13 protein-coding genes are annotated in these 14,589 nt (G+C 67.4%); 2 read left to right on the forward strand and 11 right to left on the reverse strand.

The annotated features are described in order from the left end of the window. Positions 1 to 2: 2 nt before the first annotated feature. The 3 genes from RF641_RS07715 to RF641_RS07725 form a co-directional block, all read right to left on the reverse strand. Positions 3 to 1,370 (reverse strand): ABC transporter substrate-binding protein, encoded by a 1,368-nt coding sequence (locus RF641_RS07715; RefSeq protein ID WP_113606295.1) that lies wholly within the window; start codon positions 1,368 to 1,370, stop codon positions 3 to 5. A 61-nt stretch (positions 1,371 to 1,431) separates the two neighbouring features. Next, positions 1,432 to 2,316 (reverse strand): carbohydrate ABC transporter permease, encoded by an 885-nt coding sequence (locus tag RF641_RS07720; RefSeq protein ID WP_424572904.1) that lies wholly within the window; start codon positions 2,314 to 2,316, stop codon positions 1,432 to 1,434. Further along, positions 2,313 to 3,086, reverse strand: a complete 774-nt coding sequence (locus tag RF641_RS07725; RefSeq protein ID WP_424572905.1) for a carbohydrate ABC transporter permease — start codon at positions 3,084 to 3,086, stop codon at positions 2,313 to 2,315. The genes RF641_RS07720 and RF641_RS07725 overlap by 4 nt, the downstream gene beginning before the upstream one ends. Positions 3,087 to 3,597: 511 nt before the next feature. Here RF641_RS07725 and RF641_RS07730 point away from each other — a divergent pair. Together RF641_RS07730 and RF641_RS07735 are read left to right on the forward strand one after the other, a co-directional pair. Further along, complete coding sequence (locus RF641_RS07730; RefSeq protein ID WP_424572906.1) at positions 3,598 to 4,401, forward strand: DeoR/GlpR family DNA-binding transcription regulator; 804 nt, start codon at positions 3,598 to 3,600, stop codon at positions 4,399 to 4,401. Continuing rightward, complete coding sequence (locus tag RF641_RS07735; RefSeq protein ID WP_424572907.1) at positions 4,398 to 5,090, forward strand: HAD family hydrolase; 693 nt, start codon at positions 4,398 to 4,400, stop codon at positions 5,088 to 5,090. The genes RF641_RS07730 and RF641_RS07735 overlap by 4 nt, the downstream gene beginning before the upstream one ends. On the opposite strand, the gene RF641_RS07740 is transcribed toward RF641_RS07735, so the two are convergent. The 8 genes from RF641_RS07740 to bioB form a co-directional block, all read right to left on the reverse strand. Beyond that, entirely contained in the window at positions 5,087 to 6,751 is a 1,665-nt protein-coding gene (locus RF641_RS07740) for an ABC transporter permease (RefSeq protein WP_424572908.1), read from the reverse strand. The genes RF641_RS07735 and RF641_RS07740 overlap by 4 nt on opposite strands. After that, positions 6,751 to 7,680 carry an ABC transporter ATP-binding protein gene (locus RF641_RS07745; protein WP_113606300.1) on the reverse strand — a complete coding sequence of 310 codons (930 nt, stop codon included), beginning with the start codon at positions 7,678 to 7,680 and terminating at the stop codon, positions 6,751 to 6,753. Before RF641_RS07745 ends, RF641_RS07740 begins: the two co-directional genes overlap by 1 nt. Positions 7,681 to 7,690: 10 nt before the next feature. Continuing rightward, positions 7,691 to 8,362, reverse strand: a complete 672-nt coding sequence (locus tag RF641_RS07750; RefSeq protein ID WP_424572909.1) for a TetR family transcriptional regulator — start codon at positions 8,360 to 8,362, stop codon at positions 7,691 to 7,693. A gap of 88 nt (positions 8,363 to 8,450) precedes the next feature. Further along, entirely contained in the window at positions 8,451 to 9,167 is a 717-nt protein-coding gene (gene bioD / locus RF641_RS07755; protein ID WP_047119212.1) for a dethiobiotin synthase, read from the reverse strand. Further along, positions 9,164 to 10,345: a cytochrome P450 gene (locus RF641_RS07760; RefSeq protein ID WP_424572910.1), complete on the reverse strand. Its 1,182-nt coding sequence runs from the start codon at positions 10,343 to 10,345 to the stop codon at positions 9,164 to 9,166. The genes bioD and RF641_RS07760 overlap by 4 nt, the downstream gene beginning before the upstream one ends. Next, positions 10,342 to 11,532 (reverse strand): aminotransferase class I/II-fold pyridoxal phosphate-dependent enzyme, encoded by a 1,191-nt coding sequence (locus RF641_RS07765; RefSeq protein ID WP_052772381.1) that lies wholly within the window; start codon positions 11,530 to 11,532, stop codon positions 10,342 to 10,344. The genes RF641_RS07760 and RF641_RS07765 overlap by 4 nt, the downstream gene beginning before the upstream one ends. Then, the gene (gene bioA / locus RF641_RS07770; RefSeq protein ID WP_424572911.1) at positions 11,525 to 12,886 is read right to left on the reverse strand and encodes an adenosylmethionine--8-amino-7-oxononanoate transaminase; all 1,362 of its coding nucleotides are present in this window, start codon (positions 12,884 to 12,886) and stop codon (positions 11,525 to 11,527) included. Before bioA ends, RF641_RS07765 begins: the two co-directional genes overlap by 8 nt. Continuing rightward, entirely contained in the window at positions 12,883 to 14,109 is a 1,227-nt protein-coding gene (bioB, locus tag RF641_RS07775; protein WP_424572912.1) for a biotin synthase BioB, read from the reverse strand. Before bioB ends, bioA begins: the two co-directional genes overlap by 4 nt. Between the last annotated feature and the right edge of the window lie 480 nt (positions 14,110 to 14,589).

A 14,589-nucleotide genomic window follows, 5' to 3' on the forward strand; every position in this document is an offset into this window, starting at 1 on the left:
GGTTAGGCAACCTTCTCTTCGTAGGTGGCGCGGATCTTGTCCGCTTCGGCGCGCAGCTTCGCAGCTACCGGCTTCACCAGCTCCTCCGGCTTGACGTTGGAGGTGTAGTTCTTCTGCACCATCTGCTTGAGCTCCGAAATGGCGGAGGTGACGTAGCGGCGCACATCGTCCGGACCCGAGGCGATCTGCAGCTGGTCCACGGCGACCTGGTAGTTGGGATTCTTGTCCATCAGGTCGGTGACGAGCTTGGAGCTGGTTGCCCCCTTGGTCACCGGAAGGTACCCGGTGCCGACGGTCCACTGCGAGGAGATTTCGTCGTTGGCCAGGAAGCGCAGGACCTCGACCGCATCGGCCTTGCGCTCGTCGCTGATCTGACGCAGGACGGACAGGCCGCCGCCTCCGGTAGGAGTTCCCGTCCCGGCAGGGCCCTTGGGCATGAAGCCGGTGCCGACCTCGAACTTGGCTGCCTTGGTGACGCTGGTCAGCCCGCCGGTGGACTGGGTGACGGTGGCGCACTGGCCGTTGCTGAAGTCGTTGACGAAGCTCTGCGCCAGGTACATGCTCTTGTCCTCGTGGACCAGCTGGCGTTCGAAGTCCACGGCGGCCAGCGACTCGGCGCTGTCCAGACGCACGTCCAGCCCGTTGGAGATCGCGCCTCCGAAGGCCCAGAGCAGTCCGCTGAAGTACCAGTCGTCGGCGCCGGTCAGGGCGCGCATCTTCATGGTGTTGCCCTTGAACTTCACACCGGTGACTTCCTTGCCCCAGCTGCGGAATTCATCCCAGGTTCCCGGGGCTCGATCAGGCAGGCCTACGCTGGCGAAGAGATCCCGGTTGTAGTAGAACAGCGGAGTCGAACGGGCGAAGGGAACCCAGTAGGACTCGTCGCGCACGGTGCCTTCCTTGTAGAAGTTCTCCGTGTATACCGATGGGCCGAAACTGGAGTCGTGGTACTTGTTCAGTGGCTCCAGCGCGTCGGAGAGGAAGTAGCGGTTCCAGTGGATGTCGGAGAGCACCGCGAGATCCGGAACCTGCTTGGCCCGCAGGCCTGCAGTGAGCTTCTCGCCCACTCCGTCATAGCCGTCGAACTGCTGGACCTCCGCATAAATCGCGGTCTGCGACTCGTTGAACTTCTTGATCAGGTCGGCGAACATCTTGCCGTTGTCGCCTCCCCAGGAGCTCCAGATCACGACGTTGCGGCGGCCGGCGAAGCCGGCGGGCACCTTTGTGGCCGGCTGCGCGAAGGTTGCGGTGGAGGAGTTCCCGCAGGCCGCCAGTGCCGGAATGGCCAGGGCGGTGAGGCCGAGGGCGCCAAGGAAGCTGCGGCGCGACGATGATTTCTCTAGTGTGCTGGCAAGCGGGTTGTTCTGCATGGTTGGGTCCTTTGTGATTGCGGTGAAATGCGGGTGGTTTGCGGATTTCGAGGTTTACGGCCTAGCGGCGCACTGCGGCGCTGGCCATGCCGTTGATGATGTACTTCTGGGCGAAGAGGAAGAGCAGCAGCATGGGCAGGACAATCATCAGCGTCGCGGCCATGATCATGCCCCAGTCGTCCAGTCCCTCGGATTGCTTCAGGAACATCAGGCCGATGGGCATCGTGCGCATGTCGAGGGTGTTGGTGACCAGCAGCGGCCAGATGAAGTCGTTCCATTCGTCGATGACCGCGATCAGCGCCACGGTGATGACCGCCGGCTTGGACATCGGCAGCACGAAGGACCACAGCTTGCGCAGGTGGCCGGCCCCGTCGAGTTCGGCCGCTTCCAGCACTTCCTTGGGCAGGCCCATGAAATGCTGGCGCAGCAGGAAGGTTCCGAAGGCGGAGCCGAGCCCCGGCAGGATGATGCCGGCATAGGTGTTGATCAGCCCGAGGTTGCTGATCGTCGAGTAGTTCAGCAGCAAGGTGACATGGCCCGGAACCATGAGCGCGCCGAGCACTCCCAGGAACAGCCAGTTCTTGCCGGGGAAGGGCAGAAATGCGAAGGCGTAGGCGGTGAGGGCCGCGAGCGCCACTTTCACCGTGGCGCCGACGGTGGTGACCAGCAGCGAATTCATGAAGAACTGGTCGAATGGCGCGGCGGCCAACGCCGCCGAGAAATTCTCGGTGGTTGGCTCGCTGGGCCACGGCGTGAATGGCCACTGGTAGATTTCGTCGTTGGGCTTGATCGCCGCCAAGACCATCCAATAGGCCGGCACCAGGAAAACCAGTGCGATCAGGCCCAGCATCAGGTAGCTGGCGAGATGGGGCTTCCGGCGCTTGGCCGGTGGACGACCGCCGGCCGCGGTTGTCGTCTCACGTGTAGGGGATGCCAGGGCGCTCACGAGTAGTGCACCTTTCGTTCTGCGAATCGCATCTGCACCGCGGTGACCACGAGCAGGATGATGAACATGAAAACCGAGGAGGCTGCCGCGGATCCGATATTGAATTCCTGGAATCCTTGCTCGTAGATGTACCAGCTCAGCGTCGTGGTTGAACCTGCCGGCCCGCCGCTGGTCATCATGGCGATCAGGTCGAATGCCTGGAAGGAGCCAATGATCTGGGTGACGCACAGGAAAAAGGTTGTCGGCGTCAACAACGGCCAGACGATTTTGCTGAAGGTCTTCCATCGGCCAGCGCCGTCCAATTGCGCCGCTTCAATGACGTCACGTGGAATCGACTGCAATGCGGCCAGGTAGACGATGGCCACGAAGCCCGCACCCTTCCACACTGCAACGATGATCAGCGCGGATAGCGCCATGTCCGGATCGGTTGTCCAGTGAGGCGAGTCCATGCCGATGGCGTTGAACAACAGCCGCGACAGACCGTAGTTGGGGTCGAAAACGAATAGCCAGACCGCCGCCACCGCGGCACCGGAAATAACGTGTGGCGTGAAAGCCAAGGTGGACACGGCCTTGGTGCCTTTGGCACCGCCGTTGAACAGCAGCGCCATACCCAGACCGAAAACGAGGCTGGCTCCGACCACTGCCACGACCCAGATCAGGGTCCGCCGCATGACGTCGACGAAGCCGGGATCCGAGAAGAGCGTGGTGTAGTTGTCCAGGCCGACGAAATTCGGGAACGGGGAGATCATGTCCCAGTCGGTGAGGCTCAAGAGCAGATTTCCCAGGATCGGCCAATAGGCGAAAACTGCAATCAGCAGAAGGTTGGGAAATGCGAAGAGCGCAAACAATAGGTATTTCCGGCCGTTCCTTGTTTGCGGTTCCGCGGGAGTCTCTATCGGGGACTCGGTATGAAGGGCCTTGGCTGCGCCAACGGTGGGCGACGTTCGGTCGGTTTCGAGAACCGTCATTCTCATGCCTCTCAAATTTCACATGACTTCTTGAGATTTCACGTACTCGAGAACGATAGTTTCACCCGGCCCACAGGCGGTCAACTCACCCAGTCCATGCGATTCAGGTCACAAATGAATTTACTCAAATTGCAGGAATTCGCAGATTTACAAGGGAGTTTTCCATTTTTGTTCAACATCGCGCGCCTCGGTCCATCTGCACGACATGAACGCGACAAGCCAATTTCAGGCGAAGTTCATTTAGGGTTCATAACTATTTTTAAGTGAAATCACTGGATGGGGTAAATTGTTATAAACCCCTGAAAGGCAGGCCATGAGCACACCTAAGACCGGAACCCGGCCACAGCGGCTTGAAGAAATTCTCCAGTTGCTACTGGACGATGAAAAGAGCTCGGCGCAATCCCTCGCGGCTCGTTTCGACGTTTCCGTCATGACCATCCACCGCGACCTCGACGAGCTGCAGCGCCGCGGGATGGTGCGCAAATTCCACGGCGGCGTCTCCGTTGCCCGCACGGGGAACCATGAGATCGCCGCCTCGCTGCGGCGCAACATCGCGACCGAGAACAAGCAGCGTCTGGCGCAGTGCGCGGCTGGTTTGCTCACTCCGGGGCAGTCGCTTTTCCTTGACGACTCGACCACCGTGGCATTCATGGCGCCGGCAGTCGCCAACATCGACGGGCTTGGCATCTCGACGAACTACCTGCCATTGCTCAACACGCTGGCCGAGGGCGGTGCCGCTGAGGTGCGGGCCATCGGCGGAACCTATGACCACAGCCACGAGTCGTTCCTGGGGCTGGCAGCGGTGCGTGCAGTGCAGGAGCTGCGCGTCGACATGGCCTTCGTTTCCACCAGCACCGCCGATGCCGATGGCTTTTACCACCAGGAAGAGGCGATCGTCGAGTTGAAGATGGCGATGCTGCGCTCGGCGCGGCGCAGGGTGTTGCTCATGGATTCGAGCAAGCTCGGCCAGAGCTCCATGCACCGCCTTGGCGGGTGGGACAACGTCGACGACCTGATTACCGATGCGCTGGCGCCGGCGGACTTCCTGGGCCAGCTGAAAACACTGGGGGTCCGGGTGCACGTGGCCCCCGACGCGATGGAGGGAATCACCGAATGAACCAGGAACTTCCACGCGCGGTGCTGTGGGACATGGACGGGACGCTGGTCGACACCGAACCCTACTGGTTCCTGGCGCAGCGCGAACTGCTCGGCCGCTACTCGATTGCGTGGACCCAGGAGCAGGCGCATGCGCTGGTGGGCAGCGCACTGCCGGATTCGGCCGCGTTTTTCCAGCAACTCGGGGTTCCGCTGCCTGCCGACGAGCTGATCGGTACGCTGATCGGCAAGGTGGCGGCACGCACCCGGGCCGAAATCCCGTGGCGTCCGGGCGCCAGACGGCTGTTGCAGGAGCTGGACTCCTTGGGTGTCCCCTGCGCGCTGGTCACGATGAGCCGCGGCCCGCTGGCCAAGGTGCTGCTCGATGCGCTGCCGCCGGATACCTTCGACGTGGTGGTGACCGGCGAAATGGTGCGGCGCGGCAAACCCGATCCGGAACCGTACCTGCTGGCAGTGCAGCAGCTGTGCCGGAGGCACGAGCTGCCGCAGGAGGCAGCCCGTGCCATGGTCGCCGTCGAGGATTCGCCGCCCGGAGTGCGCTCCGCCCTGGCGGCTGGGCTGTGCACCGTGGGTGTGCCCAACATGGTGCCGCTGGAAGCGCTGCCCGGACTGGTCCGGTGGGACAGCTTGGCGGGCCGGTCGGCCGCCCAGCTCGGTGCACTGGTGGGCCGGCCGGCCCCGGCAGGCTAGTTCGTCAGCACGTCGCGGCGGTTGAATCGGGCCATGCCCGCAGCTCCGAGTGCCAGTGAAATCAGCAGCAGCACCGCCGGCGGGGTCCAGCTGAAATCCTCTGCCGGAACCCTCGGGACGGCACCGAACGGGGTGGCGCGGATGACGTCTTCCGACAGCGAGAATAGCCCGCCGAACATCGCCGCCATCACCGAAATGCCGTAGACGGCCCAGGTGATCGCGGTGGTGAAGCGCGGCAGGTAGCCGAAGGTCAGCAGCTGCAGACCCAGCATGGAGAGCACCGCCGGCCAGAAAGCCAGGGCTGCGCCCGCGAGCTGTCCGGGATCAGCCGACCCCTGCGAGGCTGCGCCGGTAAGGTATCCACCCAGCACCAGCATGAACCCGGAGCCGAGCACGGCGATCAGCAGGTGCGCGCCGAGCCAGGTGTTGCGGGAAAGAGACCCTGCCAGCTGTTGTTCCAGCCGTCCGCCTTCCTCCTCGCTGCGCGCCGCGCCCAGACACTGGATGGCGAAGGCTCCGGCCAGCAGGGCGTTGAAGAGCACGAAGATGCCCAGCACGCCGTCGAGCATGCTGTGCCCGGTGCCCACGAAGTTACGGGCGAACGGGTTCTGCGGATCCAGCAGCGAGCTCATGGCCTGCGCCACGGAGCCGAAGAACAGGCCCGAGACGGCGGCTCCAATGAACCAGCCGACCAGCGAGGAGCGCTGCAGGCGCAGCGCCAGACCCAGCGCGGTAGTGGTGAAGTTGCCGGCCGCGGCGGGACCCCGGCGTTCGGGCAGCAGTCCGGCGCCCAGGTCGCGGGTGCTTTCAAGGCGCAGGGCGAACAGGCATCCGGCCAAGCCCAGGCCGACCAGGGCGAGCAGCGGCCACCAGTTGTCCTCGCCGAAGGCGCGCATGTTCTGCGCCCAGCCGACGGGCGAGAACCAGCTCAGTGCGGTGGGGTCGACCCCGTCGGCCTGCAGGTCGGCGGCGGCGCGGATGAAGTAGAACAGCCCGATCAACGCCACGCCCAGCGAGTTCGCCCCACGGCTGGTGGAGGCCAGCTGGCCGCAGATCGCGCCCAGGCCGATGAAAGCAAGGCCGGTGCCGGCGATGGACGCGCCCATGACCCAGCTGCCGTTTGCCGGCAGCGCCACCGCCAGGCACAGCAGGCTGATCAGCAGGCCCGTGACCGCACACAGTCCCGCGGCAACCAGATAGTTCGCCGTCGGGTAGGCATGGCGCCCCAGCGCGGTGGAGCGCAGCAGTTCGGTGCGCCCGGCTTCCTCATCGGCCCGGCCGTTGCGGGTGACCAGGAAAACCACGGCGAAGCCCAGTGCCACCGCGAGCGTCATCCAGATCTTGATGACTAGGATGCCTCCCAGCGAACCAGCCGCATAGGGCAGGCCGGTCATGGCGGCCACCGCAGGGGTGTTGGCCACCTGCGCGTAGGCGTCGCGCGCGGCCTGCGTGGGGAACGCCTGCTGCTGCGAGTCGTAGACCACCGGGATCATCGAGGCCAGCACCAGCGCCCAGATGGCCAGGCGAAGCCAGTTGCGGCGCAGGATGAACAGCGCCGCGGTGCCGGCCCCGGTCAGGGTGCCGGTGCCGCGCCTCGAGGCGGTCGGGTGCACCAGGTGCTCGGCCGGCGCATGGCGCCCGCGGGCGGTTCCGGTGCTCATCACCGCTCGCCTCCCCGGGCAGCGGCCGGCTGGGCCGGCGCGTCGGAGTAGTGGCGCAGGAACAGGTCCTCCAGCGAGGGCGGGGCGCTGACGAGGTTGCGCGGCGAATGCGCCGCCAGTGCCGCCAGCACACCCGGAAGCTGCGCCGGATCCACGCTGAAGTTGGCGGTGGCGCCGGCCAGCTGCAGCTCCTCGATGCCCGGCACCGCGGCCAGCTCGGCGGGGTTGCCGGAGATCTCCACGCTGACCTGGGTGCGCTGCAGGTGGCGCAGGTCGGACAGGCGGCCGGCTTCCACGGTCTGCCCGTCGCGGATGATCGTGACGGTGTCGCAGAGCTTTTCCACCTCGGCGAAGATGTGGCTGGAAAGCAGCACGCTGCGTCCCTCGGCGGCCGCTTCGCGGATGCAGGAGGTGAAAACCTGCTCCATCAGCGGATCCAGCCCCGAGGTCGGCTCGTCCAGCAGCAGCAGCTCCGCGTCGGAGGACAGCGCGGCGACCAGGGCGACCTTCTGGCGGTTGCCCTTGGAGTAGCTGCGGGCCTTCTTCGTGGGGTCCAGATCGAAGCGCTCGAGCAGTTCGGCGCGGCGGCGCTCATCACTCTGGCCGTGCAGCTTGGACAGGATGCTGATGGCCTGGCCGCCGGTGAGGTTGGGCCAGAGGTTCACCTCGCCGGGGACATAGGCCACCCGGCGGTGCAGGGCGACCGCGTCTTTCCAGGGGTCTGCGCCGAGCATGCGTGCTTCTCCCCCATCGGCCTTCAGCAGGCCGAGCAGGATGCGGATGGTGGTGGACTTTCCCGAACCGTTCGGCCCGAGGAATCCGGCGACCTGGCCTGTTTCTACCCGAAGGTCCAGGCCCGTCAGGGCGGCGGTGCGCCCGTAGTTCTTTGTCAGTCCGCTCACTTCAATGGCCGGGATGGTGGTGGCCATGGTGTGCTCCTTACCGGGATACGGTGTCTCCCGCGGATCCCGCGGGCGGGATATGCGCTGCCTCGGAGGCCAGGTACTCGTTGAGGTATCCCGGGTCGGCGAACAGCCCTTCGGTGTACAGCTCCAGCGTGGGCAGGGCGATTTGTCCGTAGTAGTCCTTGACCACGGTGGAAAAGTCTTCCGGATCCTTCGGCGGGTACAGCGCAAAGTAGAGCACCAGCGCTCCCAGCGACTGCAGGATCAGGTAACGTGCCCGGGCCGGCTCGTTGCGGCTCGGGACGATCAGGCCGCTGGATACGGCTTGGTCCAGCAGGGCGAGAGCCTCGTTGATCAGCTGTTCGGTGAACTGCCTTCCGGCCTGCGCGCCCTCGCGCGCGGAGCGCAAGATGTACAGCAACAGAACCCCGCTCTCCCGCGAGGTAGGCAGGTGGTTGAGCACCTGGCCGGGATTGACGCGCAGGGACTCTTCCTTCAGCCGGCGGTAGCGTTCGAGTACCGTGGCATCGCACTCGGCGCGCAATGCCTGTTTGGACCCGAAGTGGTGCCGCACCAGCCCGGCGGTGACCTGTGCGCGGGCGGCGATGGCCCGCAGGGATTCGTCGAATCCCTGCGCGGCGAAGGCCTCGATTGCGGCGTCGCGCAACCTGGCCCGTGCGGTCAGATCATCCTGGGCTGTACTCACGTATAGGAGGCTACTCCGGTGTATAGGAGTTGGCAATGGGTTTTTCCTACGGGTTTCAGTCCCTTGTTTCGCCCCGGTTCAACCGGTCTCAGCGAACCGCCGCGGCACGCAGCTGGGTGAGCGCCATTCCCGCGGTGAGCAGGGATTTTCCTGTGTCACCTGCGACCAGGCCGGAGGGCATCGCTCCGGCCCAGTGCCAGCCGTGCCGTGCCGCCAGCTGTTGCAGGTTCTCCAGGTTGCTCCGGTGCAGGACGGTCGGCTGCGCGGGGTAGCTTCCCAGCAGCAGGGTACCGGAGGCGAATCCGCGGTTCACGGCCGCCTCCAGGGTCAGTGCGGTGTGGTTCAGGGTTCCGAGGTCCGGGCGCGAGACCACCACCAGCGCGGCCCCGAGCGCTCGGGCCAGATCCGCGATGTTCTCCCCTGCCGCGGTGAGTTCCACCAGCAAACCGCCTGCGCCTTCGACCAGCACGGTGTCGTAGTCCGCGGCCAGCTGGGTGATGCGTGCCAGATGGTCGGCCAGCACCGGAAGCTTCGCCACGGCGGCGGACCCGCCCTCGACCAGCGCTGCGTCCACCGGCGCCATGGGCTCGCGCAGCCGGATGCCTTCGGCAACCACCAGGCCGGTCGGATGCCCGAGCCAGGCGGCGATGTTCTGGGCATCGCCGGCCTCCCCTGGCTGTACCCCGGTCTGGGTGGGTTTGTAGACCGCGACGCGGCGTCCGGCGGCAAGCTCCCGGGCGGCCAGGGCGGCGGTGGCGACGGTTTTGCCCACATCGGTGTCGGTTCCGGTGATGACGTGGATCATGGCTGGGTCCTTTCGAAAGTGGCGCGGCGAACGCGGACTGTAGTCGGTGATTGGAAGGAAACCAGATGGCCCCAGGGTTGGTTGCTGTCGACGAGTTCCAGTTTGGGCCATGCTTCGGCGGCGGTGCGCAGCACCACCTCGGTTTCCATGCGGGCCAGTCCAGCGCCCAAGCAGCGGTGCAGCCCGAAGCCGAAGACCAGGGAATCGTCCCCCAACTCGGCCAGTTGGCCGCCGGACAGGCGCAGCACCAGTTCATCGCCCGGGGCGAAGCGTTCACCGTCCAGCTCCGTATCGACCCGGGTGATGCGGCGCCAGGTGGGGACCGAGCTCGCTTCCAGGAGCACCCGCTGCACTACCCTGGCACTGACGGAGTCGCCGGTGGCCGGATCGGCGCAGTCGGCCCAGTCGCCGTCGTGCAGGACGCAGAACAGCGCGCTTTGGATGAGCATTGCGGTAGTTTCTTGCCCGGCGATGCCCAGGAAGTAGGCCAGCGAGACGATGCGTTTGGCGTCCACCCCGGCCCGGTGCAGCGCGGCGTAGAGGTTTTCGTCGTCTCGCGCCAAGGCATCGGCCACCGTGCCGCGCAGCCAAGCGTGGTATTCGACGGCGCTGCGGGCCAGCTCCTGCTGGCGCTGCGCATCAGGCCAGCCCCAGAACAGTTCCAGCGAGTCCCGGCTCCATCGTTTGAGCTTCTCAACCGGCGGCACCGGAGTTCCGGTCAAGCGGGCCATGACCTCCGGCGGGATGACGGCGGCCAGCTCGACGGCCAAATCCAGCTCCGCTCCGGCATCGAGCTCTTCGCGCAGCTGCCGGCACAGCTGCCCGGTGCGTGAGGTGATGAACTGAGTCTGCGCGGCGACCTTGGCGGGGCTGAAGAAGCCGGCGACCACCCGGCGCACGGCCAGGTGTTCGGGGCCGGTGGCGCTGGCGAGCACCGGCGGCAGCGCGAAGCGTCCGCGGGCCAGGATGCGCAGCGTGGCAGGAGCCAGCTCGACCGCTGCATGCAGCGCGTTGGCCGGGGTGAAGTCCTCTGCGCGGCGCAGGATTTCGCGGACCGTCGCAGGGTCTTCGATGCTGCGGTAGCGTCCGGTTACCGCATTCGGCAAGACCTCCTGCAGCGGCCGGGCCAGGGGTGCGCCGGACGCTGCCGACAGGGTTCCGGCGTAGGGGCAGCTCATGCTTCAACCTCCAGGATGGCGCCGATGACGCTGCGCAGCGCGGCGGCCAGGGTGTCGGGATGGTGGTGCGCGTGGGCGGTCAGCCGCAGCCGGGACACGCCGTCGGGCACGCTGGGCGGGCGGAAGCAGTTCACTGCGTAGCCGCGGTCGCGCAGCAGCGCCGCGGCGGCCGCGGCCTGCGCGGGAGTGTTCATGCGCACCGACTGCACGGGGCCCGCCGAGGCTTCAATACGGTCGGCCAGCCGCGGCTCGGCGGACAGGGTGTCGCGGATCAGCCGGGTGTTGGCCGCCAGTTGCGCGATCCGCTCGTCGGTGGCCAGGCCCAGCGCGGCCAGCGCCGCGCCCGCGGCGGCCGGGGCCAGCGCGGTGTCGAAGATGAAGGTGCGGGCGGTGTTCAGCAGGTGCTCGCGCCACAGTTCGGCGTCGTCTCCGCCGAGCAGCACCGCGCCGCCCTGGGCGCCCAGCGCCTTGGACAAGGTGGCGGTGGCCAGCACGTGTCCGGTCTGCTCCAGTCCCGCCGCGCGCACGGCGGATCCACCGGGCACCGTCGCCAGCGAATGCGCCTCGTCGACCAGCAGCACCGCCCCGTACTCGGCGCACAACGCGGCAGCCTGCTCCAGCGGTGCGGCGTCGCCGAGCACCGAGTAGAGCGATTCGAGAACGAGCACCACGCGCGGCTTGGGGGCCGCGGCGTCGCGGTTGGCGCGCAGCAGCTGCTCGGCGGCGTCCAGGTTGTTGTGCTCGAAGCTGTGCCAGGCGGCGCCGGAGAGCTTGGACCCGTCGAGAAGGCTGGCGTGGGCGTGGGCGTCGAGCAGGAACAGGCTGCCCGGTCCGCCCAGCGCGCCGAGCACCCCGAGGTTCGCGGTGTAGCCGCTGGAGAACACCAGCGCCTGCGAACGGCCGGTGTAGCTGCACAGGGCGGTTTCCAGCTCGCGGTGGATTTCCCAAGTGCCGGAGGCGACCCGGCTGGCCGAAGCGCCGGCGCCAGCGATGCACAGCGCGTTGATGGCCCCGGTGCGCACCACCGGGTGCGCACCCAGGCCCAGGTAGTCGTTGGAGGCCAGGTCGTAGCGGGTGGAGCGGGCGCTGTCGGTGCGTTGCATGTCCCGCTTGGCGCGCACCGCTGAGCGTCCGCGCAGCCAGCCTTCCCAGGCCGTGGTCGCAGGAGCGAGCGTCAGTTCAGCCACCGTGGACCTCCGATACCGCGCCGGTCAGGGCCGTGCCCAGGGTCTGCAGCTGCCCGTCGGTGCAGATGTACGGCGGCATCACGTAGACCAGGTCGCGGAACGGGCGCACCCAGGCGCCGCATGCAACGGCGGCGCGGGTCACCTCCGCGACCTTGACCGGTTCGTGCAGCTGGATCACCCCGACCCCGCCGAGTACCCGCACCTGCCGCACGGCCGGCAGCTTCCGGGCGCCGGCCAGCGAGCTGTTCAGCCCGCGTTCAAGCCGGGCCACCTGGGCCTGCCACGGCGCAGGTTCGGAATCGGCCGCGCCGGGGCTGGCGAGCAGGTCCAGCGAGGCGCAGGCCACGGCGCAGGCCAGCGGGTTTCCCATGAAGGTGGGACCGTGCAGCAGCGCGGATCCGGCGGTGGCTCCGCCCGAGGCCAGCGCCCAGGCGATCTTGTTGGTGCAGAGCATCGCGGCCAGGGACAGGTAGCCGCCGGTCAGCGCCTTGCCCACGCACATGATGTCCGGCTCGATGCCTGCGTGCTCCACGGCGAAGAGCTTGCCGGTGCGCCCGAAGCCGGTGGCGATCTCGTCAACGATCAGCAGCATCCGGTGCTCGTCGGCGATCTCGCGCAGCACCTGCAGCACCCGCGGCGGGTAGATGAACATGCCGCCGGCGCCCTGCAGCAGAGGTTCGCAGATGATGCCGGCCAGCTCTGCGGCGTGTTCGGCGGCCAGCCGGCGGGCCCGGGCTGCCCAGAGCTCCAGTTCGTCCTCGTCGCAGAGCCAGTCCCCGGCGATGGTGCGCTCGGCGGCGGGCGGGCGCGGCAGGAACAGCTGCTCGCTCGCCAGCGGGGCGAAGGCGGCGTGCATGCCGTCGACCGGGTCGCACACGCTCATGGCGGCGAAGGTGTCTCCGTGGTAGCCCCCGCGCAGGGCCAGGAAGCGGCGGCGTTCGGGCCGTCCGCAAGCGTCCTGGTACTGCAGGGTGAGCTTGAGCGCTACCTCGACGCTGATGGATCCGGAGTCGGCCAGGAACACGTGGCGCAGTCCTTCCGGAGCGAGCCCGACCAGCCGTTCGGCCAGCTCGATGGCGGGTTCATGGGTCAGCCCGCCGAACATCACGTGGCTGAATGTATCGATCTGCGCATGCGCGGCGGCGTCCAGCACCGGGTTGCGGTAGCCGTGCACCATGGACCACCAGGAGGCCATGCCGTCGATGACCCGATGTTCGGCGCCGCGGGCATCGCGCAGCGTGAGCTCGGCCCCGCCGGCCTCGCTCACCGCGTAGAGCGCTCCGGCATCCAGCGGCGCGTAGGGGTGCCAGAGCATCCCGGAATCCCTGCTCAGCAGGCCGGTTGCGGTGCTCATGCGTTCGGTCCCTGCTGGGTTCCAGCGCCGCGGCGGCGCAGCACCGGTTCGCGCGCGGCGCTCGGTCCGCAGCCGGTGGCGGCACTGCCGCATCCGGTGCCGCAGCCGCTGGCGCAACCGCCGGCCGTGGCTTGCGCTTCATTGGCCGAGGCCGCGTGGGCGGCTTCGCGCAGGCGGCGGGCCACCTCGGCCGGGCTGGAGGCTTCCTGGCCCAGGACCACGAATCCGGCGTCGGCGATCATGTCCAGGTCCTGGGCCGCGCCCTGGCCTTCGCTGGTGAGGTAGTCGCCCAGGAAGATCGAGTTGGCGACCTCCAGCGCGGTGGACTGCAGCGAGCGCAGGTGCATTTCGCGGCCGCCGGCGATGCGCAGCTCCTTGTCGGGGCAGGCCAGGCGCACCAGGGCCAGGATCCGCAGGCAGGCCAGCGGGGTCAGCAGCCACGTGCCCTCCATCGGGGTGCCGTCGAAGGGCATCAGGAAGTTGACCGGGATGGACTCAGAGCCCAGCTCGCGCAGGGCGAAGACCGCCTCGATGAGCTGCTCCGGGGTTTCGCCGAGGCCCACGATGAGCCCGGAGCAGGAGGACAGGCCGGCGGACTGCGCCTGCTGCACGGTGTCCACGCGGTCCTGGTAGCTGTGCGAGGTGCAGATCTCCGGGTAGAGCGATTCGGAGGTATTCAGGTTGTGGTTGTAGGCGTCCGCCCCGGCGTCCTTGAGCCGCGCGGCCTGCCCGTCTTTCAGGATGCCCAGGCAGGCGCAGACCTCGACCTGCGGGTGCTCCTCCTTGAGCTGCTCGACCATGGTGGCCACGCGGTCCACGTCGCGGTCGGTGGGGCCCTTGCCGGAGGCGACCATGCAGACCCGCGAGGCGCCGCCGGCGATGCCGTAGCCGGCCTGGGCGACTGCCTCGTCGGGCTTGAGCCAGGTGTACTTCAGGATTTCGGCCTTCGAGCCCAGTCGCTGGGAGCAGTAGGTGCAGTCTTCCGGGCACAGGCCCGACTTCAGGTTGACCAGGTAGTTGACTTTGACGGTGTTGCCGAAGTGCTTGCGGCGCAGGGTGCCGGCGGCGCCGACCAGCGGCAGCGTGGCGAAGTCGGGGGTGGCCAGCACGGCCAGCGCCTCGGCCTCGGTGAGGCGGTGCCCGGCGGCGATGCGGGCGGCGAGCTGGTCTGCGTCGAGCGCCGCCGGTGCGGCGGTATCTGCGGCTGCGGTGTTCAAGGTCATGGCGGTGCCTTTCGATCGCGAACCCGTTCCGGAGCGCTGCGGGGGCGCGAGTTTTTACCCGCCACAGCTTCCTTGAACGGTGTTCAATGTGTATTGATTACACACCGTACACCCATGCCGGAGTTTTCTTGAACACCGTTCAACTGTGTGTCGTGAAGATCCGAAACCACGCGGACTTTCGCAGCTGGCCCGGATCACCTGGGGCGCAAGAGCGCGGCAGACGCTACGCGGTGAGGTCATTTTCCCTTGATTTTGGCGGAATTCGACGGTTCGCCGGCGCGCTTCCCAGTCCCTGCAGGATGCGCCGCCCCGTGGATCCGCCAAGCCCCAGGGCTCGCCGCGTCCACGCACCGACTTGCCGAACTCGATCACCCCTCCATCCGGCGTCGATCACTCGCGCCCCGGTTGTCGGGCAGCAAAAAGCGCGCCGCGGTCCGAGGGATTTCACTCTCGGGCCGCGGCGCGCTCATTCAACGTTGC

The sequence above is a fragment of the Arthrobacter sp. 'calajunan' genome, assembly GCF_046940185.1.
Taxonomy (GTDB): domain Bacteria; phylum Actinomycetota; class Actinomycetes; order Actinomycetales; family Micrococcaceae; genus Glutamicibacter; species Glutamicibacter soli.